Source organism: Novipirellula methanifontis, from assembly GCF_052161655.1.
Classification (GTDB): domain Bacteria; phylum Planctomycetota; class Planctomycetia; order Pirellulales; family Pirellulaceae; genus Novipirellula.
Map to the genome: position 1 here is coordinate 7,997,519 of NZ_CP197418.1, position 26,712 is coordinate 8,024,230.

16 protein-coding genes are annotated in these 26,712 nt (G+C 53.6%); all 16 read right to left on the reverse strand.

The window, feature by feature from the left end; translation table 11 throughout:
* Positions 1-99: 99 nt before the first annotated feature.
* The 16 genes from SH528x_RS28315 to SH528x_RS28390 all read right to left on the reverse strand — a co-directional run bounded on the left by SH528x_RS28315 (position 100) and on the right by SH528x_RS28390 (position 26,702).
* Positions 100-1,236, reverse strand: a complete 1,137-nt coding sequence (locus SH528x_RS28315; RefSeq protein WP_442506793.1) for an alginate lyase family protein — start codon at positions 1,234-1,236, stop codon at positions 100-102.
* A 224-nt stretch (positions 1,237-1,460) separates the two neighbouring features.
* On the reverse strand, positions 1,461-3,614 hold the full coding sequence (locus SH528x_RS28320) for a right-handed parallel beta-helix repeat-containing protein (protein ID WP_442512196.1): 2,154 nt from the start codon (positions 3,612-3,614) through the stop codon (positions 1,461-1,463).
* A gap of 191 nt (positions 3,615-3,805) precedes the next feature.
* Positions 3,806-4,045: a hypothetical protein gene (locus SH528x_RS28325; protein ID WP_442506794.1), complete on the reverse strand. Its 240-nt coding sequence runs from the start codon at positions 4,043-4,045 to the stop codon at positions 3,806-3,808.
* 136 nt (positions 4,046-4,181) lie between these two features.
* Positions 4,182-5,582 carry a sulfatase family protein gene (locus SH528x_RS28330; protein WP_442506795.1) on the reverse strand — a complete coding sequence of 467 codons (1,401 nt, stop codon included), beginning with the start codon at positions 5,580-5,582 and terminating at the stop codon, positions 4,182-4,184.
* Positions 5,583-5,849: 267 nt separating this feature from the next.
* Positions 5,850-6,020 (reverse strand): hypothetical protein, encoded by a 171-nt coding sequence (locus SH528x_RS28335; protein WP_442506796.1) that lies wholly within the window; start codon positions 6,018-6,020, stop codon positions 5,850-5,852.
* 66 nt (positions 6,021-6,086) lie between these two features.
* On the reverse strand, positions 6,087-6,959 hold the full coding sequence (locus tag SH528x_RS28340) for a glycoside hydrolase N-terminal domain-containing protein (protein WP_442506797.1): 873 nt from the start codon (positions 6,957-6,959) through the stop codon (positions 6,087-6,089).
* A complete protein-coding gene (locus SH528x_RS28345) occupies positions 6,889-9,039 on the reverse strand; it encodes a glycoside hydrolase family 172 protein (RefSeq protein WP_442506798.1) in 2,151 nt (716 codons plus the stop codon). The genes SH528x_RS28340 and SH528x_RS28345 overlap by 71 nt, the downstream gene beginning before the upstream one ends.
* Before the next feature lie 84 nt (positions 9,040-9,123).
* Positions 9,124-11,532 (reverse strand): glycosyl hydrolase family 95 catalytic domain-containing protein, encoded by a 2,409-nt coding sequence (locus tag SH528x_RS28350; protein WP_442506799.1) that lies wholly within the window; start codon positions 11,530-11,532, stop codon positions 9,124-9,126.
* A gap of 175 nt (positions 11,533-11,707) precedes the next feature.
* The gene (locus SH528x_RS28355) at positions 11,708-14,083 is read right to left on the reverse strand and encodes a glycoside hydrolase family 95 protein (protein WP_442506800.1); all 2,376 of its coding nucleotides are present in this window, start codon (positions 14,081-14,083) and stop codon (positions 11,708-11,710) included.
* Between the two features lie 412 nt (positions 14,084-14,495).
* A complete protein-coding gene (locus tag SH528x_RS28360; RefSeq protein ID WP_442506801.1) occupies positions 14,496-15,968 on the reverse strand; it encodes an arylsulfatase in 1,473 nt (490 codons plus the stop codon).
* A 106-nt stretch (positions 15,969-16,074) separates the two neighbouring features.
* Positions 16,075-17,133: a glycoside hydrolase family protein gene (locus tag SH528x_RS28365; protein WP_442506802.1), complete on the reverse strand. Its 1,059-nt coding sequence runs from the start codon at positions 17,131-17,133 to the stop codon at positions 16,075-16,077.
* Positions 17,134-17,183: 50 nt separating this feature from the next.
* Complete coding sequence (locus tag SH528x_RS28370; RefSeq protein WP_442506803.1) at positions 17,184-19,052, reverse strand: glycoside hydrolase family 97 catalytic domain-containing protein; 1,869 nt, start codon at positions 19,050-19,052, stop codon at positions 17,184-17,186.
* Positions 19,053-19,058: 6 nt separating this feature from the next.
* Positions 19,059-19,898, reverse strand: a complete 840-nt coding sequence (locus SH528x_RS28375; protein WP_442506804.1) for an SGNH/GDSL hydrolase family protein — start codon at positions 19,896-19,898, stop codon at positions 19,059-19,061.
* A gap of 132 nt (positions 19,899-20,030) precedes the next feature.
* Positions 20,031-23,078, reverse strand: coding sequence for a glycoside hydrolase family 2 TIM barrel-domain containing protein (locus SH528x_RS28380; protein ID WP_442506805.1), 3,048 nt, complete (start codon positions 23,076-23,078; stop codon positions 20,031-20,033).
* Between the two features lie 56 nt (positions 23,079-23,134).
* The gene (locus tag SH528x_RS28385; protein WP_442506806.1) at positions 23,135-24,196 is read right to left on the reverse strand and encodes a glycoside hydrolase family protein; all 1,062 of its coding nucleotides are present in this window, start codon (positions 24,194-24,196) and stop codon (positions 23,135-23,137) included.
* Positions 24,197-24,278: 82 nt separating this feature from the next.
* Positions 24,279-26,702 (reverse strand): glycoside hydrolase family 95 protein, encoded by a 2,424-nt coding sequence (locus SH528x_RS28390; protein ID WP_442506807.1) that lies wholly within the window; start codon positions 26,700-26,702, stop codon positions 24,279-24,281.
* Between the last annotated feature and the right edge of the window lie 10 nt (positions 26,703-26,712).

The window sequence follows — 26,712 nt, forward strand, 5'->3', positions numbered from 1 at the left end:
GAGGGGAGTAATTATATGATTGTGGATATTGCCGTTGATGTCTTTCGATTCGACGGGCGTCCCCTATTTAAACGCCGTTTGCAGGAAGACGTCGTGGTCTTATTCATGTGCGAACATCAACGTGTCCCATCGCAGCGAACTGTGACCCCCGCTGCGATTGTTGCCGCGATTGCGGTTGCGGCGACCGCGTGAACGAGAGCCGTCTCGATCACGCTCGCCATCATGTTCACGGATCTTCAGCACCGCTTGCTTTGTGAACTCGGCTGGCAAACCCTTGCGGTGATAGTAGTGGTTGTAGACTCGTTCATACATCGGACGCAGTCGTCCTCGGTCTTTTGAGATTTGCTTGTAGTGGTAGCGTCCTTCAACACTGCGAAACGGTTCATAGCGAACGTCGAATCCGAGGTTGTACTTAGCCGTGTATTCGAACCCGAGCAACAAGCGATTGTCCCTTGCGGCGTACAAATCGACGCCCTGATTCCAAGCCGTCTCGCAGGTGTTAGCCAAAAACTCTAACCCCATTTGCGTATGGGCTTGGTCGCGTCCTGATTCCTGGCACTCACCAAAGTCGTTGAAGTAATTCCCAATGGCACCGTTTCCTTCGCCGTCAAGAAAATAGTTCACCGCCCGATCAAATATCTCGCGATCGTCCATAAAGACGCCCATTGCAACCATCGTTTGTAACATCGACGCATCCCAATTTCCGTTGGCCGTCGGATAGAAGTCTTTGATGATCGGATACCACACCTTGCGAGCCATCTCGCGAAACTGTTCCTGTTTCGCCTCGGGCCATCCATCCCAGGTGTGTCGCAACAACTCGGCGGCGTTACAGAACAAATGTCCGTCCATGCCGACAAGCAACTTGGCATCGTGATTCGTGATCGTCTTGAGTGTCCCTGACCAAGCATCGATGATTTCTGCCGCTTTACGGGCGTGCCGCTGGTCGCCAGACAACACCCAACGCAGCGTCTGCGTATAAGCCGCCGAGGCATCGCTAGAAAATTCCGATGAACCGATATTTGGATTATTGCTTGGGCCGCGCTCGACATGGCCCCTTGGACTCGGCCGGTAATCCAGGCTGGCGTTGTAGGATTCCTGCAACTTCTGCCACTCGCCAGACCAAGGCTGTTCGCCAGCAGCAATCTTGGCTTTGACAAACTCGATACTTTCTGCGCTGTGTGCGATGCCAGGATGCACGAAATCCTTTCCATCGGAGCGAGTTGCGTCAGTTTGCAATGTTGCTTTCCGCTGGGGATTGTCAGCGCAGCAGCACGAGGTCCAGACGCAAACAAAGAGAATCGCGGCGCCGCCGATACGGGGTTTTATCGTTCGCAAGTTTGGCATCATGATTTTCAAAGGTGTTGGATTTGTGTGTTTCGAAAATGACTTCGGTCCCTATCTTAGCCGTGAACACCAACACTTTCATCTGTGTTTGGCGAACGACCGATGCCCCATGCTATTCAGTCCGATGACGTCTTGGTTCTTAGCCCCATTTCGGACACGTCGATTGGCTTGATGCCCAACTTCAGTGCGGGCGAATTCGGTTGAAACCGGAAATCGCCATTTCCTGGATCAATAAACAGCGGATCAACGGCTCGGCTATGAGCGTCTACACCATCGCTCCGCTGCTTCGCAAGCATTTCGTCGCCTAACGTCGGGTCGGTCCTGCAGTAATAGATGTTGTAGTCTGTGTCGGCATCCGCCGATCGCGCCAACGCTCGCCCTCGGCGATCCTCGCTTGATTTTCCTTTGCCTGGCCCGAGTTCGTTGATGAACTCGCATTCATCGTTAGACGAAAAGAAGACATTCCGTTTGATTGTTGCACCCGACAAAGGCCCTTCGCGAACCGACAAGTAGTAACCACGGGGCGGCGCGATCACATCCACCACCATGTTGTTTTCGACACGCGTATTCAGCTTCAGCATGATGCCTTGCGAAGTGCATTTGTAGATCACGTTTTCGGCGATCAACGTATCCATTTGCCCGCCGTCGGTTCGGATCGCACACTGCATGATCATCGGAGCGACCAAGTGATGGACATAGTTGCGGCGGATCACATTGCCGGCGCCCGCGCCACGGATGTAGATCGCGTTGCCGTCGCCCAGTTCTTCCATGGCATGATGGATCTCGTTGTACTCAAACGCATTGTTGCGGGTGTGAAGATAGGGACGAACATCCTCGAGTTGCGGTTTTTTGGGCAGGCCCACCATCTCGTGCTTGCGGAGGGTTCGACCCAGCTCCCGGCCCTGTTTCGTAAAGAAATCAGTCATGCAACCGGAAATGATGATTCCCGTATAGGGTGTATGGTGAACTAAATTATTCGCGATGCGGTTGTCGCCGCTTTGCCAAACCATGATGCCGGGCGAGTGCGAATAGATGCGGCCGACATGATGAATGTGGTTGTTGTCAACAAGATTGTTCTTGTTGACGTCTTTGGTTCCTGGGCCGTAGCCACACAGCAGAACACCGGCACCTCCCAAATGTTCGATCAGGTTTCCGGAAATCGTGTTCTGTTGTCCGTGCAAATCAACACGGATTGCTCCGCTGCCGCTGTGAGCGAAACGACATTTCTCAATCTTGCAGTTCTCGGTACCACGCAGACGCACTAGCGCATTGGCCTTGTCGTGCATGTCCCAGTCGTGCTGAAGTCCGGCATCATCCTCGCTAAGCGTATAGCGTTCGCCATGCATGAACGTCAGCCCGCGAAAACGCAGGTTCCGCACCGGTGTATCCGTCGGCCCCATCTTGTCGATTTCGCCTTCGACGCGGAGGAGCTCTGTCAATTGAGGAGCCAAAACGGACGACTTGTTTCGCGGCCAGAGGTAGAGCTTGCCTTGCTTGGTATTCAAAACCCACTCGCCGGGTTCGTCGAGTTCCTCAAGCACATTCTCGACCCAGCACGACTCGGTCTCCTGCAAGAAATGAAGCGAGTTCATTGCGTAGGTCGCATCGATTGACGTGCGCGCGATCTGCTTTTTCTCGTCGACTGATACCAACGGCAGGACATTCACAATCCAGGCGTGATGCGGACGCACGATAATTTCCGCATCCTCGACATTCGGCCAGCTCTTCAATCGACCGGCTGGAAAATGAAGCTGGTTGCGACTTCCGCCGGCCAATGGAATAAAGCCAGCGGACCGAGCACGTGGCAGCAGTCCTTCATCGTCGTAGAGCGTACGGAAACGATTCGAAACGTTTGCGACGAACACTTTGCCGATCGCAGCGTCCGGCAGACCTGGAAGCGTCTCGGTGACTTTGTTCCAATCGCGGATCTCTTGGCCCGAACTGAACACAGGTGTTTCGTCTGGATAGGCGGCATAGGTGATCGTCGCATCGTCTTGCGGCGAATCCTGTAGCCCAAACACAATCGTTTTGTTCAGTCGGTAGGTCCCGCCACGAACGAGCACGACGATGTCCGCTGACTGGCTCGCGTTTAACTCTCGCACCGCGTCTCGCGCACGCCCGAGCGTCGCAAACGGACCATCGGTTTGCTGGGCATTAGGTTCGGCGGCCGTTCCCGACCAATCATCGGACCCGTTTGTCGCTACATAGAAATCCGCCGTAGGTTGTGCGGCACTGCCCAGACTCGGCGCCAGCAATGCAACCAGCAGCATCCCGGCGATGCGTGTCTGATATTGCCGTAGCGAAACTCGCCAAGAGTTTCGACCGGATGCACTGCCGAACGTGGTGCCGATTTTCGCTGCGGCATAATGACCGAAGACGGATTTTAGCAAAAGGAAAGCGTAAGACATCATCGTGCCTTTATCATTAAGAGAAGGTTGTGGATCGAAAGCGTGCACTTGGATCATGGTTTTGCGTCCGTTGGCTGTGGGGGAACTTTGCCCAACCAATCGGGGACACCTTTGTCGCGAAGCATCATCCAATCGTTCAAGTCATCAATGGCGATGAACAGCACGTTGGGTTGCATGTCTTTCTGTGCTTCACTCCGAGGTTGGTCCGCTTGAGCGACCGCAGAGAACGCAAGCGTGAATGCGACGATTAATGCTTGGATCCGGCGTAATGCATTGGTATTTGTCGGGTTCATTTTATAGTTGGTCGTCTTTCGCGGAGGAAGTCGATTGAAGCAGGGGGACAGGTTTTCAACCTGTCGAGGAATGTGATGACAGGCTGGAAGCCTATCCCACAGAGTGCAATGACAGGCTGGAAGCTTATCTTGCGGACTACTTTGACTTGTTTCGCTTGGAGGTTTTGTTTCTGGCTTTGGACACGCTGTTCGGGCTCGGTGCGGTCGGCAAAGAACTTTTCCAGGCATCGAGTTTTTCGGACAACTGATCTACGACCTCAGGATAGTCTGCCGCGACATCCTTTTTCTCAGCCCAGTCGCTTTCCAGGTCGTACAGTTCTCTCTTGTTCTGCTGTTTGTTAACCAGCAGTTTCCAGCGTCCGTCGCGGATCGCGAGCGAGGGCCACGTGTATTCCTGTGAATCGCCCCCCTTCCATTCCCAGAAAATGGGTTGGGTTCTCTTGAACCCTTCGCCTTTAAACGCTGCGAACGCGCTTTGGCCGTCTGCCTGGTATCCGTCTGGCAGCTCCACTCTGGCGACTTCCAAAAACGTCGGCAGCAGATCGACTGCCGTCAGCACGGATGTCCTGTCGGTTTTTCCCGCTGGCACGATTCCCGGCCAACGCACGATCAAGGGCACACGAATTCCACCGGCGAAGAGAGATCGTTTTCGTCCTTTCATCCCTCCGGTTTCTCCGACTGAGTAATAACCGCCCAGCCCGACTTTTGTCTTGTCGTGGAATTTTTGATCTTCGCCTCGCGTCGCTTCCGGCCCGTTGTCGGTCGAGAAAACGACCAGCGTGTTTTGGTCGAGTCCCACTTCCTTCAGCAACGTCAATACACGGCCAACGCCTTCATCAGCCTCGGCGATAATCGACGCATAAACTCGCTTTTGCTCGTCCAGATCTTTAAACTGCTGAAGGTACTTTTCCAGCGGGTAGTGCGCCAGATGCGCCTCGTGAAGCCAGAGGTTGACAAAGAACGGTTGGTCCTTGAATTCCTTAATGAACTCGACCGCATGATCGACCGATGCCAATCCATCCTTTTTGATTTCGTTTTTTCCTGACCCATTGAACGTGGCAAAGCGGTCATAGCCATAGGCGTCCTCGGTCGGCGAGTCGGCAACGCTTCCCAGGTGCCATTTGCCAAAGTGACCGGTTGTGTAGCCTGCCTGCTTCAGCATGCGTGGAAGCATCGGAGCTTGAGGATCAAGCCAATCAGGCATTCCTCGTTTGATATGAGCACCGATGCTCTGGAAGTGCTGATGGACACATTGCCGCGCCGGGAACTGGCCGGTCATCACGGCAACGCGACTCGGGGAACAGACCGGGCTATCGACTGTGAAGTTGGCAAAGTCGATTCCTTCTTTCGCCATCTGGTCGAGGTGCGGAGTCTTGCAAAACGTGCTGCCGTGAATCCCTAGATCTCCGTAGCCCCAATCGTCGGCAAAGATGAAAATGATGTTGGGTTTAGCGGGTTCAGTGGCCGCAAGTTTGGTAAGTGGAACCAGTGCACTGATTACGAGCGCACCAAGAAGAATCGGCAATGGGTTTTTCATGTTGTTTCTTGCTTTACGAGCGTTGTCATCATCAGACGGTGACATGGAGTAATTGTACTGCGGTTTCGACTAAAACTTTGGATCAACGACCGCCCCCGTTGTACGAGTGATCGTAGCTCCCCGGGAAACCTAGAATCGAATGCAAAACGCATGATGCTTTCGCCAGCCATTATCGAGCCGTAATTAACCAATAATACCCAACCCGGGTGCTATATGTGTCATCCGTTCGGAGGACACGCCCAAGTTTCTGGTCTTGCCATTCTCTCTCTACAGTTCTGCGGGCTCCCAAGCGGGGATGCCCCGCTCGTTGAGTTGCTTGTGGTAGCGAATCGCCAGCGGTTGATCCTCCGGCGCAACCTTGGGTAGGTTTTCGTTCACTAACAATGGAATTAGCGAAGCCCACCACGCTTCGTAGAATTGACGTAGGCGGGAGACCACCTCTGGATGCAATCAGAAACGTCGGTTGTCTCGCTGGGATCGGCAGAGATGTCGTAGAGCTGCGAGTTATCGACGAATCGCCAACGCTGCGTCCGCACGGCGCATTTGGTGAATTCGAACTCGTCCATCTTCCCGGTCGGCCAACGCGGTTCCCGGGATCAAACCTACAGACAATACCAGAACAGCGGTTGCCGCCTTTATCGCATCGCTCATCATTATGCACATAATCGCTCGCATAGTCATACAGGAACCGCCCTTGCTCTTCTTAAGACCACCGGGCGCGTTGAATTCATTGGAAACCCATGTGGTGAGCAATGGAATATCGAACTCATCCAGCGTCGCAGGCTTATTCCCCTTGTTTCCCTTCTGCAGACTGAAGCATTCTCTTTTGAATATTCCATTGCCGATCGAATAGCTGACGGTTCCCAGCCCCGTGCGTGAATCGAGCGAGCGACGGTAGTCGCTGACTGATGCCGGATCATGTCCGTAGGAAATCAACACGTCCGTAAACGGTGCATAGTTCCCCAGCGGTTCGGTGCTGCTGAGATGCTTGGTGGACAGGCTTTCCATACTGCCCGGTTTGGTGCCGTATTTCCCGTCTCGGTAGGCTTTCCGAACTGTCTCGAAATCATCCGGAGCAACGGTTCGCGTTCCGGATTGCGCCGCCTCGTCCAACCCACGCTTGGAATTCATCCACAGCGTGATGTCATTGATCAACAGATGCTCGGTATCGATATCGCCGGAAAACATGGCTCCCAGTCGACCATTGCCCATCGGCAGTGCCGTCTGGATGTAGCCGAGTCCCTTGGCTCTTCCTTTTGACGCCTCCAGCAAATTGTCATTGGCCGGCGCGTCATATCGCTCTGGTTTATTGATTAGCTTCCGAGTTCTCGATCGTGGGCGAAGACAGTGTGATGCAATCAAGGCCAAAAAAGGCACCTTGGCTCTTCGGGTTCTTGCCGACCACTTCGACTCGCACTACATAAGCACTGTCGATGGGTTCGAAGTCCCCTAGTTCGATCGCGCCGGTCGGAACAGGCTTGGCGGCATAAAGATCCACTTTCGCGCCAGCAGGTTTGCCGTTCACCGAAAAACGTAGAATGCCAAAGTCTCTCGATTTCGTGGCATACAAGGTCAACTTCTCAGCACCATCACTGGCCGCCGGGATGTCCAATTCAACCACGTCACCCACGTCAGCACCTTTGAACAATTGGTGCGTCCCCTGATTCCATGTTCCCTTGAACTTCAACTTTTTCAAGTCCTGCATCTTCAGCACGATCCTATTTGGCTTCGGTCGCACCCGTTCCGGATCAATCTCGACCGCGTCCTTGAATGAATCAGCGGAGGATTCCGGTGTAGCGTTCTGCAGATCCGGCACCGGCGGCACGTTGAGCACCTCGGCTGGTTCCGGTTTGCGGTTAGAGGTCGTGTCGGCAAAGCCGTACCAACACATGCCCACGCCGTAGGCCATCTCGCAGTCGGTCCAGGACCAGACCTCCATGTCCAACTGAAGCGAGCTAGCGAACGGCATCGTATCCAAAGAACGACTTCGGGTCTCGACGCTATAACCAAGCGTATTGCGAACACCCGCCTTGTCCTTTGGCTTACGGTTCAACTTGTTGTATTCGTGGGCACGCGGCTGCGCATGAAACGGATGCTCATAAAAATCAGTGCTCACCCCGCCCCATGAATAGGCGTAATAGTCCTCCGTTCCTGTTCCAAAGATGGATGGAAAGTCCTCTCCATCGACCCAGATTTTCTCATCACCCTCGCCCCACCATTTCTCGACCGGGTTCATGACTGTCAGTGTATCGGCGACATACACGCCACGACCTTTGAGCGTGACGTAATTCCAATCCGAATAAGGACGGGTAGGTACCGGATATTGGCCGCGCCAACCAGCGTGGAAATACATCGAGCGATCGTCCCAGTTCCAGTCTCCGGTTTTGACGACCAACTCGGCATCCACCGGCGCTCCACTGAGGTTCAGTAGCGAGACCTTGCCGCTGTTCTGATAAGGCATCACCCAGCGACAGGTCATTGTCCCGTCTTCCGCTACGGTGCTGGACCAGCCTTGCACCGGATTCAATCCGATACCCGACCCGAAAAAATCTCCGATCGGACACCAAACCGTTTCCTTGCCGTCGAACTCCATCTTGAGCACCAACTGGCGTGTGACATTGGGATCCTTATAGCTGCCGAGCTTGACCGACAATTCCTGTACCGACGCTGTGCCTGCGGGAAGATCCAGCGACTGTTCGGCTTGAGACTCGACCGTAGCGGAAGTCGTCAAAACTTTCGGACCAACGGATGCACCGGACTCTTGATGAGATTCGCTACCGGGATCCAAAAGCAGCCTGCCCGTCTTTTCTGTCAACCCTTTCGCCGCTTCAAAGTCCTCCATCGCAAAGGTCTTGATCGGAGTGCCTTCGTTGTATGCCCGAAAAGTGACCTGAAAAAAGAACGGCATTTGATCCGTCGTCACCTTGCAGCTCTTCGCATAGGGAATCGGAAAAAAGCTCACGGCCGATCGTAGGGACGGATGTGCAAAGGGATACGGAATCACTCCTCTGCCATCAAACATGCTCAACATGTTCCCCTCCAGCACCGGCTCATCGGCGCCGTCGAGATAAATTCGCATGTTGACGTCGGTGCTTGCGTTTGAGTGACCACGCCAAGGCATCCAGGTGCGCACAATCGCACCCGGCCCCTCGTGCTCCATCAACACCCATTCCTTTCGTCCGTTGTTTTCTTCGATGCGAACAAAGCATTTATCCTTGGCGCTCGTGTTGTTGTCCTTGTTATTGAACCAGCCTGCGGGTCCATCGGGGGTCTTTGACGCGCGGTTGTAACTGCTGTGCTGTTTCAGTCGGAAATCCTTTTCCGGATAACACGCCACCGCATCGCGATCGACCATCTCGTTCAACAGCGACTCAATGGAAACCGGCTCTTGGGCCTGAGCAACAAGAACCGACAACGCCATGACGGCACTAAAGAAACAGGTGAATTTCGAAATCATATTCATAATCTTGCGGTGTAGGTTTTCAGATGTGGGGGCAAGCAGAACAAGCATTTTTGGGAAGTCATGTTTCCACTGCACTTCCTATCTCCCATCCCAGCTGAAGGTATCGCCTTTGGCTAGTTTTGGCGTGCGACCTTCGCTGCCATATCGGACCTGCAACGGTTTTCCATTGAGCGAACGAATTGTTGCATTTGTCAGCTGGCCATCCTTCCACGCGATATCAACCTCAAAGCCATCGCGAGCCCGCAGGCCTTTTACGGAACCGCTGGGCCAGGCGTCAGGCAGCGCGGGTAATAAGTGAATTTCGTCATTTTGGCTTTGCAAAAGCATTTCCGCGATGCCGGCGGTGGCGCCGAAGTTGGCATCGATTTGGAACTTTTCACCGCCATTAAACAGGTTCGTTCCGAAGCGAGGCATCACATGGCTAGTCAACGCGGTCAGTGCCCGCTCTCCATCCCCCAGCCGCGCCCACAACGCGACTCGCCAGGCACCGGACCAACCGCCGGAGTACCCACGATGAATCATGGACGTCCGCACCGCATCGAATAACTCTGGAGTGTCTCGCGGATTGATCTGGTTGCTGGGAAAAAGTCCATACATGTGCGACACATGGCTGTGCTGATCCTTGGGGTTGTCCCAGTCGACTGACCATTCCTGAAGCTGGCCATGTCGACCAATCTTCATCGGCGCCAGACGTGCTCGCGTATTCTTCAGCTGCGTCCGAAACTCGGAATCGATGTCAAGAATTTCAGAGGCCGCGATGCAGTTGGCGAACAGATCGTGGAGAATTTGAAGATCAATGGTGGGACCCGCGCACAGCGAGATTCCAGAACGGCCAACGCTAAGACCGTCGTTGGTACCGCCGCCGTGGCTGTGCTCGGGTGACAGCGATGGCGATGTGATCAGGTCACCGTCTTCGTTCTCGACGAGGTAATCGATGAAGAATTCGGATGCGCCCTTCAGAATCGGGTAAGACTTCTGCAAGTGCCCGGTATCGCCGGTAAAACGGTAGTGTTCCCAAAGATGTTGGCAGAGCCACGCACCGCCCATTGGCCACATTCCCCACTGTGCACCGTCCACGGGAGCCGTACCACGCCACAGGTCCGTATTGTGATGGGCCATCCACCCACCGGCACGGTAGTGCGTTTTCGCAGTCGCCTTGCTTGGCGATTGCAGTTCGCTGACCATGCGAAGTAGGGGTTCGTGACATTCGCTCAGGTTGCCAACTTCCGCTACCCAATAGTTCATTTCGGTATTGATGTTGATCGTGTACTTGCTCCCCCAAGGCGGATCGAGATCCTTGTTCCAGATTCCTTGCAAATTCAGAGGCTGGGTGCCTTCGCGCGAACCGGCGATCATCAGATAGCGGCCGTACTGAAAAACCAGTTCGGTCAAATGACGCTTAGTATCGTCGTTGGCCGAGCTACGAATCAGTTCATCCGTCGGCAGCGAAATTGCGTTATCCGCATCGAGGTCGATCGCAACTCGTCCGAACAATGATGAATAATCATCAACATGTCGCTGATAAAGTTGGTCGAACGTTTTTCCTTCGATGTCAGAAAGATAGGCACCGACCTTTTCCAATGGATCGCCGCTGGTGTCCTGGAAATTGACGTAGCTCGTCGCGGCGGAGTAGCAGATCGTGACAGTGTCGGCATCGCGGACCGAGATCTTTCCCTCTTGTGAAGTCACCGTTCCGCCTTCGGTCTGCACCTTCACTTGGGCGGCGAACTTCAATCCAGGACCATCCCAAGGGGCAATCAAACTTCTTGACCCGCTTGATTTGCTTGCACCCCGCGAGGCGACTTGGCCTGTCATGACCAGCGTATCGTTCTCGGGTGTTTGAGCCTGAAAGACATGAGGACTTTTCATGAACAGCTCGAACGTGATTTGCCCCGGTTGGTTGCACTCCAGCTGCATCACAATCGTTTCGTCAGGATGCGAAGCAAAAACCTTTCGAGTGAAGCGTGCATCGCCGACCTGATAGCTAACGGTGCTGACAGCGTTGGCAAGATCCAATTCGCGCCGGTAGTTACTCGGTGATTCCTCGGATGAATCACTGTGGGGGAATTTCAGAAAGAGGTCACCCAATGGCTGATAGGCCGCCTGGTATTTCGGACGCCCCAACATCTTCTGCGCCGTCGCTTCGGCGTCGGCATACTTGCCCTGCTTTAGGAGCTTGCGAGCCGCAGCGAGATGCCCGTGAGCATCTGGGTTGTCGTAGCAGTGGGGGCCTCCGCTCCAGAGCGTATCTTCATTGAGTTGCAATCGTTCTCGATCAACGCCGCCGTAAACCATCGCTCCTAGACGTCCGTTGCCGATCGGCAAAGCTTCCGTCCATTCCGACGCCGGCTGCCGATACCAAAGTTTCTGCTCACCCGGCGAGGCATCCGGCGAGTCTGCGTGAAGCGAAAGGGTTTGCAAGCTGAGGAGCAGGAAACACAAACAGCTCCATGACGAGGGAAGACATTGCTTATTCGATCGTTTCATTGATTTGGTAACCGTCAGAACGAAATTTTAAGGCAGTGGATTTCGCCAGAAATCCTGAATCACAAGGAATAGAAAAACTGGACCGCGAGGACTTCTGGCGAAGTCCACTACGTCCCAACTCGCAGTTCTAAATTTGAGAGCCCACTAGCGATCTTCTTCATACATCAAAACTTTTTCATTTCACCGTGTAGACCTTTCCGGCGACAGTGCTTTCGTACGACTTCTGCTTCCCGTCCGGAGTTCGGACAATCAGTGGTTTGCCCAGTAGCGACTTGATGTCCGCCTTGACGAGCTTCCCGTCCTTCCAGTCGATGTCAACTTCAAAGCCACCGCGTGCTCGCAGGCCCTTCACGGAGCCTTGCTTCCAGACGGTCGGCAAAGCAGGCAAAAGGTGCACTTCGCCGTCATGGCTCTGCAAAAGCATTTCTGCGATCGCTGCCGTTCCGCCAAAGTTGCCGTCAATCTGGAACGGCGGATGAGTGTCGAAAAGATTGGTCAGCGTCATCTTGCCCAACAGATTGCCGAGCAACTTATGGGCGCGGTCGCCGTCATGAAAACGGGCCCAGAAGTTCACCTTCCACGCCATGGACCAACCCTTGCCGCCATCCCCACGTGCTTCCAGGGATTTCCGGGCCGCTTCGTAAAACTCGGGTGTCGCGTTCTTCGTGATCTGCTTGCCCGGATGAAGCCCATACAAATGAGAGGTGTGGCGATGATGTGGATCTTTCTCCTTGTAGTCTTCAATCCACTCCTGCAAGCGACCCGTTTTTGAGCTGATCTGCAGCGGCTGCAGTTTGGCTAATGCCGTTTTAAGCTCATTGCGGAACTCTTTGTCAAAATTGCCCGTCGGGTCGATCGCCTGATTCGCTTCCAGCAGTCCAGTGAACAGGTCATGAATGATCTGCAGGTCCATCGTCGACGCGTAGGTGAACACCGACTCTGTTCCGTCCGCTTTGATGAACGCATTCTCGGGCGAGTGGGATGGATTGGTGACCAATCGACCAGCCGCCGGCGTTCCCGCAGGTGCCTCGACCAGAAAGTCAAGTATGAATTCCGCGGCACCTTTCATCGTGGGATATGCCCGCTCGGTCAGGAACTCTTTATCCCCATTAAAGCGGTAGTGCTCCATCAGATCGCGGCTCGCCCAGGCTGCGCCCATCGGCCAAATGCCATGCACGCCATCCGCCGGTGCCGTCATCCCGAAAATGTCCGAGAGGTGATGCAGTGTCCATCCGTCCGCGCCATAGTGCACCTTGGCAGTCTTCTCGCCAAAAGGAACAAGGCTCTCTACGTAATCAAAAAACGGCTGATGGCATTCAGACAGGTTGGTGGTCTGTGCCGGCCAGTAGTTCATTTGGAAGTTAATGTTGAAGTGATAATCACTGTTCCAAGCCGCGTTGTATTGCTGCGCCCATTTGCCCTGTAGGTTGGCTGGCAAATACCCGGGACGAGAACTGCTGATCAACAGATAACGTCCAAATTGAAAGTACAGCACTTCGAACTGAGGATCATGTTTCCCTTTCTTGATCGCTTGCAGTCGCTCGTCGGTTGGCTTGTTGACCGCATCGGTTGTCCCCAGGTCCAGTCGCACGCGATTGAACAGTTTCTGGTAGTCGGCGACATGCCCTGCACGCAAATCTTCGTATGACTTATCACCGATCGCTTGTAGATATTTCTCGCAGCGTGCGGTGGCATCACCAGAAATGTCCGTGGCAGTGTTGTAACTCGTCGCTCCCACTACCAGCAGCGTCACGTCGTCGGCACCCGATATCTTCAATACTCCGTCGGCGGAACTGACACTGCCGCTATTGACGATTGGACGGAGCTGCGTTTCGTAGTCAACGCCGAGTTTGCCACGCAGGATCAGACGGTTATCCGATGCGGATTGCTTGTACGCGTTGTCACGAGAAAATCGGGCCGTGAAGTTGATCTTTCCCGGCTGGCTCGCACTGAGGTGGATGACGATGGCCTGGTCCGGTGAGCTCACAAACACTTCCCGCGTGTACTCGATCCCGTCCACTTTGTATTGAGTCCGGCTGATCGCCGTTGTCAGATCCAGGTCGCGTCGGTAACCCGCGACCTTATCCGTGTCGGCGAAGTCAAGGAACAGATCGCCCAGCGTCTGATAGGATTTGATTTTGTACGGGCTGCCCATCATCGTCTTTCCCGCCAGCCGAGTTGCCTCGGCGTTCTTGCCTTCGAAAAGCAGACGACGGACTTCCGGCAATGCCTTCAGCGCCTCGGGATTGTTGTAATCGGTGGGTACGCCATCCCAGACGGTCTCTTCGTTGAACTGGATCCGCTCGTTGTTCACCCCGCCGAAAACCATTGCGGCCAGCCGACCATTCCCAACTGGTAACGCCTCGGTTTCCCAATTGGTAGCCGGTTTGCGGTACCACAGCGTCAACGGCTCCGCGGGAGCAGCGGCCTCATCGGTATACGATTGGTCTGCCTTTGGATTGTTGCTTTCGTCGACGTCATGACGCGCTGCCAATGATGTTTCCCCGGCAATCAAGCCAAGCATCGCGACAGCTAATAAAACTCGATGCATTCTGATTCCCTTGTTGGTGATATTTATTATTTCTGGCCCTTACGGTTTACGGCCGGTCGGAACCGGCCCTACTGGCTGGGCCGCAAAAACTTTGGGTAATGACGTGATTTTTGGTTACGCAATTTTTTCGCCACCTCTCCACCAACTTCGTGAGACTGCTGTTTTAGTTAGCCGTTTTGGCGCTAGCCACGGTTTCGCCACCATCGGACCGGGGCTAGCGCCCAAACGGCTAACTTAAGTTCGGTGATGTTGTACTACTTCAGCAGTCTCTTCGTCGGTGGAGAGGTAACTGCAGTATAGGCTGGAAGAAAAATCCACTCCTGATATCCGACGTCAACACCAAAGTTTTAGCAGTCCAGGCTAGCGCCTACGGCTCACGTTTTCAAACAGGTCCTAAGCAAATTCCACGACACTAAAATCCGGCGGGACCCCACTCCGGAATGCCCTTTTCCTGCACCTGCTTTTCATAGCGGACGTGCAAAGGATGTTCTTTCAACTTTGGCAAACCTTCATTGACCATCAGCGGAAGAACCGATTGCCACCAACTGTCATAGGATTTTCGCAATTGACCAATCACCTCGGGGTGCGACGATGCCACATCGGTCGTCTCTCCTGGATCGGCCGAAATGTCGTAGAGTTCTTGGTTGTTCACAAATCGCCATTGCTGCGTACGAACGGCACACTTTTCGAACTTCGCCGATTCGGGATCTCCGTTCCAGCGGCCACAATGAACAAATAGTTTGCGATCGGCCCACTCGGCCTTTGGATTCTCAAGCAACGGGACGAGCGAACGTCCATCAAGCTCCTGCATCTTCACGGGCAGTTTCACACCGGCTAAATCGCAAAACGTTTTGTACAGATCGACATGAGCTGTCAACGCATCGACATCCACTCCGCCGCTCAAAACATCTTTCCAATACCAGAAAGCCGGCACATGCGTCCCGCCTTCATTGGGCGAGTTCTTGCCACCTCGCATGTTGAAGTTGAAATGTTTCACTCTGTTGCCGTTAAGTGTGCCGCTCAAATGGGTCGCACCGTTATCGGTCATGAAGATCACGAGTGTATTTTCGAGCGTATTCCATTCGTTAAGCGTTCGCATCAACAGCCCGAAATTATCGTCGATGTTCTCAATCATTCCGTAGCGTCCGGCCGTTCCCTGGTCGTAGCCCAAATCAAGAAAACGCTTTTTATACTTCTCCGGCGCAATGGTCGGAGCATGCGGCGCATTCAAAGAGATGTAAGCAAAATAGGGTTCTTTAGCTTCGTTCTGTTGTTTGATCCAGCTGAGCGCCGACGCAAAAAACAAATCGGTGCAAAAGCCCTTGGTCTGCACGATAGTGTCGTTGTGCAACAACACATTGTCGAAATAGGTGTTTTGGCCATTGGGCGGAAAATCGCCAAGTGACACCTGACCAATTCCCCCTGCACCGTGCATCAGCACCTCATCAAACCCGCGGTTCTGCGGGAGATAGGCTTCTTCATCGCCGAGGTGCCACTTCCCGAAGAGCCCCGTTTGATAACCTGCACTCTGCAATGCCTGCGAAATCGTAAAGGAGTCCAACGCCATCCGTTCTCGCTGACGAATCGTATGCGTCACTCCATTTTTGAACGGCACTCGCCCGCTCATGATCGCAGAGCGAGTCGGGGCACAGGTCGGGCTGACCTGAAAATCGGTAAAGCGGAGCGACTGCTCATAAAACCGATCGATCTCGGGTGTCTTCACCACCTCGTTCCCCATACAGGAAAGGTCACCCATGCCCTGATCGTCGGTCATCACCAGCACAATATTGGGGCGACTGCCTGCCAGCGGTGCGGCAATGACGAGGTCCGCACAAGCCAGTATCGCCAGCAACCCAGCTATCATCGTGGTCAAATTATTGTTCATGCGACTTGCTTCGTTTTAGGTTTCGTTTCGCCGTTGGCCAGAGACGCTGCCGAGGAGACAACCGCGGGCAGAGCGTTCAAGTACGTTCGATTCGATCGAGTGCGAATTATTCCTGCCGTTTTTTGATCCGAAATACATGCGAGCAACTTCCGTATCCGGGAGTCGTGTTGATTCCGGTTGCTACATACAGATACGCGGGTTGCCCATCGATCGCCAATACCTGCGCGCGTTCCAGATGGCCATCTCGCTTACCTCGAAACACGTTGGCCTGACTCAATGATTCCTTCCCGACATAGTGCTCCAAATCCTCATAAGCACGCGTGGTATCCTTCTTGTCAAAATAGAACCCGTCTTTCGATTTCCAGAGCAGTCCGCCACCACTGGAACCTTTCGAGCCGACGAAGTCACGACTGAGCAGATAGACCGAATCATCCATGCTAAACGCGTACGCATCTTCGAGCTGCATAGAGTCCGGGGTGACACGTTTTGGGTGATGCTTGTAAGGGCCTTCAAGCTTGTCCGATACCGCAACACCATAGATGTATTTGCCGCGTTTGGCATCCGGTGTGGGCTTGACCACGGACTTGTCGTACAGCAGATATTTCCCCTGGTGCTTCACCAGCGACGGATTGGAAACACCCAATTGGGCTGCGTAATTCCAGTCGGTAGCTTCGGAGGATTTTCGCAGGATCGTTCCGTCAGCCTCGGCACCGGCGGCCGGTTTCCAGTCGTCACTCAAATCGTCGGCGACATACATGATGATGCGCTGCGTTTTCAGCAAATTGTTTTCATTGACGATGAAACAGAGCACATATTTCCCATCGATCTTTTTAATCGTCGGATTATGCGGCGAGTTGAAGGTGCCGTCCTGATCAGCCACCGCCACACGGACAAATTCAAAAGGCCCTTCCGGTTTGTCGCCCACGTAATGCGCAATCTCACAGTCTTTGAACCAACCGTTAAAATTCTTCTGCGTCGCCATCGGCCAGCGAGCGACATAAAGATGCACTTTCCCGTCAGGCCCGATCACTGGCGAGGAACCCCAAACATGCATGCCCTCGGTTTGTACGGCACGCCCGACATATTCAAATTCCAACTCACAGGGCTGCGCCATGCAAACCGTCGAGACAACACACCCTAACAACGCCATGTACTTGATAAACATTTCATTCCCTCTAAGCCGATAGAAAAGTGGACTGCCGATGGTCGGCAACGCTACTTCGCTGGACGCAGAATCATCGCATGCCCTCCGCCAACGGCCATCGTGGCCGAGATCGTATCGCCGCGATTGACCAGCTGCTTCTTGATTTCATAAACCTCGGGATTGTTCACCCCATGCGACTTGGGAGCGTCTTGATACAGGGTTGCTTCGTAGGACGTATTGGGTTCAAGGAAATCCAATTCGATCTCCACTGTTTTCGCCATTTGATTGTTCACCGAACCGACAAACCATGTATCGCCACTGCGACGAACGACGGTGATGGCTTCGTCGATCTTGGCGTGTGGCACACGGGTGTCATCCCAGGTCGCAGGCATCACCTTCAAGAATTCAAACAGATCGGCTTTCTTCAGGTATTCCTCCGGGGCATCCGGAAGGGTAATCAGTCCCGTATACACAACTAAGCAGCGGGCCACTTCACTGACAACCGTTGAAATATAGCTGTTCTTCTTTTTCGGCCCTTTCATCCGCTCTCCGGCATTGATGCTCTTAATGCCAAAGTTCCCATTCGCCTGGTCCATTGGACCGACAAGCGAGTTGACCATCGCCATGTTTAGAAACGACTCTGGCGTAAAAGCGCGACGGCTGTCCTGTTGGGCGTGGCAATACTCGCGGGTGATCAAGTTGGGCATCGTCCGCTCGACCCCCGTCATGGGACTCGGTCCGTCGTGAAAATTGATCAGCATCTGGTGTATCGCGGCAGTCTCAATGGCATCGCGGGTAAATGCGGCCTGATTTCCATGGAAGCCATACTTCATCGCCGAAGCACCCAAGTCGGCATAATTTTTGAACAGCGGGGTGTTAGGAACGTCCCCCTTTCTGCGATCATAGTAGAGACAGATTTTCACACGCTTCTGTTTGGCATACGCCATCACTTTGTCAAGATCCACCTGCGGAACGGTCGTCATCGCTCGAGGCGTCGCCTTGTTGAACCAGTGGTCATCAATCGTCAGATACTCAATCCCCTGATCCTCGCAAAAATCGATCAACCGCAGATAGCTGCGGGTGTCGATGCCATAGGTGAATTCACCGTTGTCGTATCCATGGATTCGCCAATCCCAAAGCCCCTTGCCCGGCTTGACCCAGCTCGCATCGTCCAACGCACAAGGCGCTGCCAAACTCAGTGCTACCGTGTTCTCCAATAAATCAGCCTGCGACTCGCCCACCAGGATGACGCGCCAAGGTGTCAGATGTCCTGCACCGACCGAAACGACGGGACGCGAAGTGGTCTGCACGTGGCCCGACGTGTCGGCAGCGATTCGCATACTCTCAAAGCCCGCCGCGGAATACAGATCCGACTCTAACAACGCGAGCACGCCACGCTTCGCGTGCTGCGAAACCAATGGCACGTTGATGCTCTTTTGGCCCCCCAGCTTCGCAACCTCGTTCACTCCCTTTTCGCCAATGGGGTAAAAATGGCGAGTCCAATCGCCGGATAGATTGTAAGCCACGGGAAACGCGGTCGTTTTTCCCTTCGATTCTTTGGATAAAGCGAATCGCAACCCAACACCGCTGTCATACACACGGCACAGAAGCGTTACGGGAATGTCATCGGCTTTGATCGCCACCGACAACTCGCGGTAGTGATCGCGGATCTCACTGAACTGGCCCCACGTCGGCGACCAAGTTGAATCATTCTCTCGAATCGAGTGATCGACAAGCGACATCTTCGCATCGGCAAAAATCTCGATTGCCGATTTCGCGACGAGGAGATCGTCCCCTTGCTGGACCGAATAGGACAAGACGCCATCGTTTTCTTCGACGAACAGCGAGATTTGCCCGTCCGGCGATTTCACCACCAGCGGCTCGGCGGATGCAATCGTTGGCATCAACGCCAGTGTCAGAATTTGTAGTAGTTTGTTCATGCTTTCCTATTTCTCCGTCTCGCTACGTTCCGCTGAAAGTGCCGAGGCGATCTCAAGGGCGACCTTCTCTGCCAAATATGCATACCCCTGGCTTGTAAAATGGACATCCCCTTTTTGTTTTTGGATTCCAGGCAGTCCTCGCAATGCATGAGCATGCAGATCATTGATCCGAATCCCGTTCTTTTTCATGATGGATTCAGCGACCAAATTGTATTTGATATCATCGCCTACCTTTCGTCCCGCCTCAAATTCCGGGACCGGCGTCGTCGTGCACCAGATCAACGTCGCATCGGTTTGTTTCAAGAGAGCCACGATCTGCTGCAGACTCTCACGATATTGATCCGGGCTAGCGGTTAGCGTTCCATTGACCTTGTCTCGATGCCCTTGTGTTTTTGACTTCGGATTTCGGTAGCAAATATCCCACAACCCCCAATTGAAATGGATCACATCCCAGTTGCGTTTACCGAGCCACGTATCCAGGTTTTCGCTCCCAAACGCTGCGTATTTGCCATTGCTGGGAATTCGAAACACATCCGCCTTTCCTGACAGCCGCTTGCGAACATCCACCGTATACCCAATCGATATCGAATCGCCGATCAAAAGGACGTTGGGTAGATCCGGATCATCCTCCGGCATTGCAAATGCATTGGAGAATTCCTTGTCGGTATACAGCTCATCCTTACTTGCTAACTCCTGTGCCGATGCGCCGATCGTTGCCGCCAGCGAAAGAACTACACATAGAAGCGGAGTCCCGGCTTTCATCGTTGTTATACCCTGGAAGAATCGTTTCAAAGTTAGACTCCGGCATTTCCCGTCGGCGACATCGGTAACGTGCGTGTCTTTCATCAACTCACTTCCTTTTCAAATGGGTTAGGCGATTGGCGTCTAAGTTCTTGCCTACCGAAGCCGAAACTCTTGGCGAGTTTCGCTACAAACAGATTCCTGGAGTCCAAGCCATCGCATCGAACGTCTAAAAATCTACCGGACTGTTATTTCATCGACATACATTCCGCCGTTTTCGATGGTCGTTAAACGAACGGTGTTGGCTCCGCGCTGGATCGGAATATTGACGGTCACCGTTTTCCAATCCGATCCCCAGTTTTTCGTATTCGGAAGCATCAGTGTTTCCTGAACGACTCGACCATTCACGGTTAGCTTGAATGCACGACCCGAACGTCCCTTACGTACTCCGCTGTAGCGAATCGTGAGATCCGCCTCTCCCGCGTCGCCATCGTTTTCCAGATACCACTGTACATAGGCGTCTTTGTTCTGGCCAAAATCAATGAATCCCTTGCCATTGAAATCCTTCCCGTTGGAAACAACTTTTGCCCCGCTTAACGTTGCATCTTCAGCCTGGTCGCCTCCGAGATTCGATTCATTTTGGCCCCCATTCCATACGAACCCTTCGTCTGCGGCGAAACGCTCTTGAAGTGTTTGAACAGGCTTGCCGTCCAACGCAACCATCGCTTTGACGGTGGTACCCAGCGAGACCTCGAAGGGTTCCGAGTAGCGAACCGACTGCGAGGTCGGCGCGGAGCCATCGAGTGTATAGAAAATTTCGATTCCAACCGTTGGGGGCGTTCCTCGCAGCGACAGCAGTTGCACATCGATGCTCACCCTCTTGGATGTTACCTGCTTCTTTTCGCCAAGAATGCAACTGGCCATCAAGGTGATGTCCCCAGGCTCACCGGTCGATTCCACATAGGCTCGGGTCAAGCCGTAGAAGGCGATTCGGTTGTTGGCCCCAAAATGCTTTTCGACATCGACGGGGCTCCCGTTGTCCAAGGCACGAATCACACCAGGGCCGATCACATCGAAATGGGTTCGGTTTTCTCCGTAAGGATAGAACTCGCCCTTCTCGTCCAGCGTCGTCACACGCACTTGAACGAGATCCTTGCCTTCACTGGCCAGCGGTTCGCCATCGATCGATAATGCAATTCGCGAGGGGGCATCGGCAGTGCGGATCACCTTTTCCGCGACGGGCTGCCCGCCATTGTAACCGACGGCTTTCAATTCGTCCGGCTGCCAGCCCACCATCCACTGGCACTGCATTTCATCGGACTTGGTTCCGGGCTTCTTTTTACCCAGCGATTGACCGCTCAAAAACAATTCAACGAAATCGCAGTTGGAATAGACCCAAACTGGTATTTGCGTGCCCGGCTTTAGCGTCGGGTGCGTCCAGTGCGGCAGGATGTGAACCATCGGTTCATCCGTCCACTGGCTTTGATAGAGGTAGTACAAATCCTTTTCAAAGTTAGCCATGTCGATGGCTCCGCCCATGAACGATTTGAACGGCCAGCCGCCATGCACATAGCCCGCTTCGCCGATGTAATCGTGCCCCGTCCATCGGAACGAGCCGGCATAATTCGGGATGTCGCGCAGCTGCTCGATATTCTGGCGTGCATTTAAGCGAACGGTTGCGTTGTCGTAGCTGGAGTTGAAGATCTGTTTACGGTTCGCTCGTCCAGCCTCATCCGTCCAATCATTAAAAAATACTTCCTTCTCGGTTAAGTCGGGAATCCAATGCGGCTTCTGTCCCTTGTGGGGATAGCCATCGCGATACCACGTCTTGGTGCGATAGAAGCCACGCACCTGCCAGGTGTGCGTGTTTTCGGTTCCGATAAACACGCGATCCTTCTTCAGTTGATCGAACCAGCCCATTTTTTCGCTGCCGCCGTTCACGCCGAAGACATCCATGTATTCCGATCCCGAGTGGCCGGAGGTGACCGGACGTGTGGGATCGAGTGCATGACAACGGTCCACCAAATCCTTTCCGATCGCTCCATGAGTTTCGTTGCCGACGCTGTAGATGACGATCGAAGGATGGTTGCGATCGCGCCGAACCCAATCGGTCAGATCCCGCTGCCACCAATCGTTAAAGTAATACCGTCCATAGTCATGCGCTGCTTTCTTCTTCCAGCCATCGAAAATTTCATCCATCACCAACATGCCGACTTCGTCACAGATGTCGTAAAAAATAGGCGTTTGTGGATTGTGTGCTGTGCGGATAGCGTTGCAGCCCATTTTCTTGAGCTGTTCGATACGGAATCGCAGCACCTTGTCGGGCACCGCCGCACCGAGCGCACCGGCATCTTGGTGGTTGCAAACGCCTTGCAACTTGACGTTTTTACCGTTCAGCCACATGCCGGTTTCCGGTTTCCACTGCACATCGCGAATTCCGAAGCGGGTGGTCGCCGTATCAACGGTTTGCCCGTTGGAAATCACTTTGGTGATGACTTGGTAGAGATTCGGTGATTCGAGATCCCAGCGACGTGGCGAGTCAATTTGGAGCTTAAAACTTTGGGTTTGAAGCTCGGCCGGAGCAATGTTTACCGACTGTTGTTTTCTGATGACCTGATTGCCGTTGGGATCCAAGATCGCGATTTCGACTTCAATCGATTCCGTTTTGCCAGTGGTATTTTTGATCTCGGCATCCACTTCAACGGATTCGCCTGTTGTGCGAACAAAGATGCCATCCGCCGGAACATGAATCTTATGCCTCACATCAATCCAGGTGTGGGCATAGATACCGCTACCTGTGTACCAGCGTGCGGAAGGTTGTTTGCTATTGTCCACCCGCACAGCAAAGGTGATAGAGTCAGAGGTTTCAGCGATGTCGCTGATGTCGTACGAAAACGAACTCCAGCCATACGGCCGTATCCCGAGCTTCTGGCCGTTCGCCCAGACGGTGCTGTTCATGAAGACGCCATCAAACGCGATCTCGACATGTTTGCCTTTCCAATCACCAGGGACCGGAATGGTCTTGCGATACCAACCAATGCCTGCGGGGAGATAGCCGCATTGATCCCCCATCGGATGATCCTTGCGATATTCACCCTCGATGCTCCAATCGTGCGGCACATCCAACCCACGCCAACCGGCATCATCAAACTTCTGCGTCTCTGCGCCCGTATGATCGCCGAGGGCGAATTTCCACTCTGTATCAAAACTCGTTCGCTGCTCCGCTTGGACGGACATACTGAAGCTCATCAGCAACAATAAGATGCATTGCTGTGCTAATTTCATTTTTTTGATTCCATTGTAAAACCGTCTATTTTAGCGCGGCGAATACCGTTTCATTCTTACTCCGGGCCGAAGCCTGGCGCATTCTGGCGTTTGATTCGAAAAACACAGGAGTGGCTTCCCTTTCCTCCGTTTACATTCGCACCGGCGGCGACGTAGAGGTGAGTGGGATGCCCATCCTGCATCAGCAACTGAGGACGCTCGAACTTCTTGCCACGCATCACCGCGGGGCCGTCAAGCCGTTGCTTACCTAGATACCGCTCCATTTTGTCGTAACCCAATATGGGCTCCGAAAAATGAATGCCATCGTCCGATGCCCACAGGTAGCCAGTTCCCTCGTTGTTATGTGTCGTTAACAGATACACCTTTCCGTTTTCAACAAAGGCATAACCGTCTTCGATGGTTGTCTTGTTGCTAGTGAGCGGTTCGGGGATGAAGGCGTACGGGCCTTCAACCTGATCCGCAATCGCAACGCCCATGCGACGAATGTCGCCTTGCTTCATGGCCTTGTAATAAAGAAAAAAGCGACCGTCGGGATGTTCTAACAGAGCGGGGTTATTGACTCCGACCGACGACTGGAAACTCCATACGGCTGGGTCGGTCGGCGGGGCAAGGATAGGCCCATCTTTTACGACCTTCTTCCATGGGCCCTCGGGGCTGTCGGCAATCATCATTCCGATTCGCTGCGAAGCAACGCACTCCGCTTTGCTTCCACCCGCGTTGGCGATGTAGGTCAGCACATATCGATTGCCCACTTTTTGTATGCTGGGGTTGTGCGGCGACTGGTAATCCCAGTCGCCCTTTTTCCCGCTGCCCGTCAGCACGACTTCCTGAAACACAAAAGGTCCCTCAGGATGATCACTCACGTAGCGAGCGATTTCGCAGTGGGTTAACCAAGCTTTGAATTCTTCCTCGATCGGCCAGCGAGCGACAAAGAGATGCGTCTTTCCGTTTGGGCCAATTACCGGACTCGAACCCCAGACATGGTAGTCCGGTTCCTCTACTGCAACCCCGACATACTCCAGACGGTCGGCCCAGGAACGATCCGAATTTTCCTTTCCAACGGCCGTCGTTGTGACTGCAAGACACAGCCCCGCGAATATCAATAGAACTCTCGTCATGTTTTTTTCTTTTCTTAAGTCATACGAACGAATAACAAATCAACAGGCTCCGCGATTCAAGATCACGGCGGAGCGATTCGTTTCATTTTACTTTTTCCAAAGCAGGTTCCAAAAGAGATTTCAGGTCATAGGTACCGTTCATCTCCGTTTTCAGCGTCTCTGTTTTATCGCCGTAGCGAACGGTACAGGGATTACCCAGTTTGGATCGCAGCGTTGCTGACGTCAAAACACCGCGGTTCCACTGCATGTCGATCTCAAATCCGCCGCGTGCACAAAGCCCCTTTATCGATCCATCGGCCCATGCGTCGGGCAGCGCGGGAAGCAGATCGATGTGGCCAGCATGGGATTGCAGCAGCATCTCAGCCATTGCGGCGGCGCCCCCAAAGTTGCCATCAATTTGGAAGGGCGGATGTTTGTCAAAGAGGTTGTTGTGAGTGGATTTCTTGATCAACAGGCCGATGTTCTGATGTGCCTTTTCCGCATCCCTGAACCGCGCCCAGAAGTTGATGATCCATGCCCGGCTCCAACCGGTGTGACCGCCTCCTTTAGAAAGCCTGTAATCAATGGTTTTCCTTGCCGCCGCCACCATCTCCGGGCTGTTGTCAATGTTGTACTGTCTTCCCGGATAGAGTCCATACAGATGCGAGATATGGCGGTGACCAGGATCTTGCTCTTCAAACTCTTCGGTCCATTCCATTAGTCGCCCGTCCGATCCAATCTGCGGAAGGGCAAGCTGATCGAGTGCGGCTTGAACGTCACGGGTGAAATCATCCTCCACACCCAGGATTTGTGCTGACTCGAGCGTGTTGGTGAACACGTCCCAAATAATCTGCTGGTCCATTGCCGGTCCCATGGTCAGGTTGCACGGAGTGTTGGTTTCGGGGTCGATGAATTTGTTCTCAGGTGAGGTGCTGGGGCCAGATACCAATTTCCCGGTCTTCGGGTCCTCGACCAACCAATCCAGAAAAAACAGCGATGCTTGTTTCAAAACCGGATAGGCCCGATTTTTCAGGAATTCTCGATCCCCGGTGAACCGGTAATGTTCCATGAAGTGCTGGGTCGTCCAAGCACCGCCGACAACCCACTGTCCATACTGAACATTTCCAAAAGGGACGGTGCCATGCCAAACATCCGACCCATGCCCCGCTAGAAAACCTCGGCAACCATACAGATCTTTAGCGGTCTGCTGGCCCGAGGGCACCAGTCGTTCGATGTAGGCCATGAAGGGCAGATGGCATTCCGGAAGATTCGTCGTCTCGGCGAGCCAATAGTTCATCTGGAAATTGATGTTGATGTGATAATCGCTGTTCCAGGGCGCGGCCATATCCTTGCACCAGAGTCCCTGCAGGTTGGCCGGCAAACAGCCCGGCCGCGAAGATGAGATCAGCAGGTATCTGCCGTATTGAAAGTAGAGTGCTTCCAAGTCGGGGTCAATCTTTCCGTTTTGATACCCCTGCAATCTGGCAATAGTCGGTTTGTTCGAGGCAGTTCCAAGTTTCAGGTCAACCCTGCGGAAAAGCAGTTGGTGCGATTCGATCGCGTCCGCTTTCAGTCGGCCGTATCCCTTCTGCTCAGCCACGGCAATGGTGCGGTCGCAGTTTTCCACCAAATCATGAGTAAGGGGATGGTCTGTATCCTCGCGGTTGTAGTCCGTTGTCGCAGCAATGTAGATGACTGCGGAGTCCGCATTCTTGACGGTCAAGCGATCGTCTTCCGCTTGGGTGGATCCGTTTTGTGCGACTACCTTATAGACCGTGGCAAACTTGACGCCCATGTGCGTGTTACCATGCGCGGCCTGGCCGGTTGCGATCACGGTGGCATTTCCGTTTGCTTTGGTCGAAAAGATTCCTTGCCGCTCAATGCGTGCATCAAACGAAACGGAGCCAGGCTTGTCCGCTGCGATTTTGATAGCGATGACATCGTCGACCGGGCTTGAATAGACTTCTCGGGTATAGTTGACGGCACCCGCTGTGTAACGGGTTGTCGCTATCGCGGTATCAAGATCCAGCGATCTGCGATATGCGGTCGCTTTTGCGACAGGACCGAAATCGAAACGCAGTTCCCCCATCGTCTGGTAGCTTCTCGGAGAGATGCGGCCAGCAAGAATCGCCTGCTGTTTTTTCTGAGCCTCGGCGTATTTTCCTGCAAACAACAGTTGACGGACCTCATCGATCGTACTGCTGACGTTCTCTTTCACCACGGGGATCGGCGGGCCTGCCCAGATGGAATCTTCGTTTAGCTGGATGATCTCTTTCGAGACACCCCCATAAACCATCGCTCCGAGCCGGCCGTTACCCACAGGCAAGGCTTCTTCCCAATAAGTGGCTGGCTGGTTGTACCACAAGGACAAGGGTTGCTCATGAGCTTGATTCAGAGATTGCACCTGTGCCGATTCGGTGTAGTTGAACTTGCTTGGTTTGCCCTTGCTAGGTGCGGCATCCGCACCCATCACGGGACACGCCGCGATGCTCATCACGAGGCATAGGTAGATGGAGATCTTGTTCATTTATCTCTTC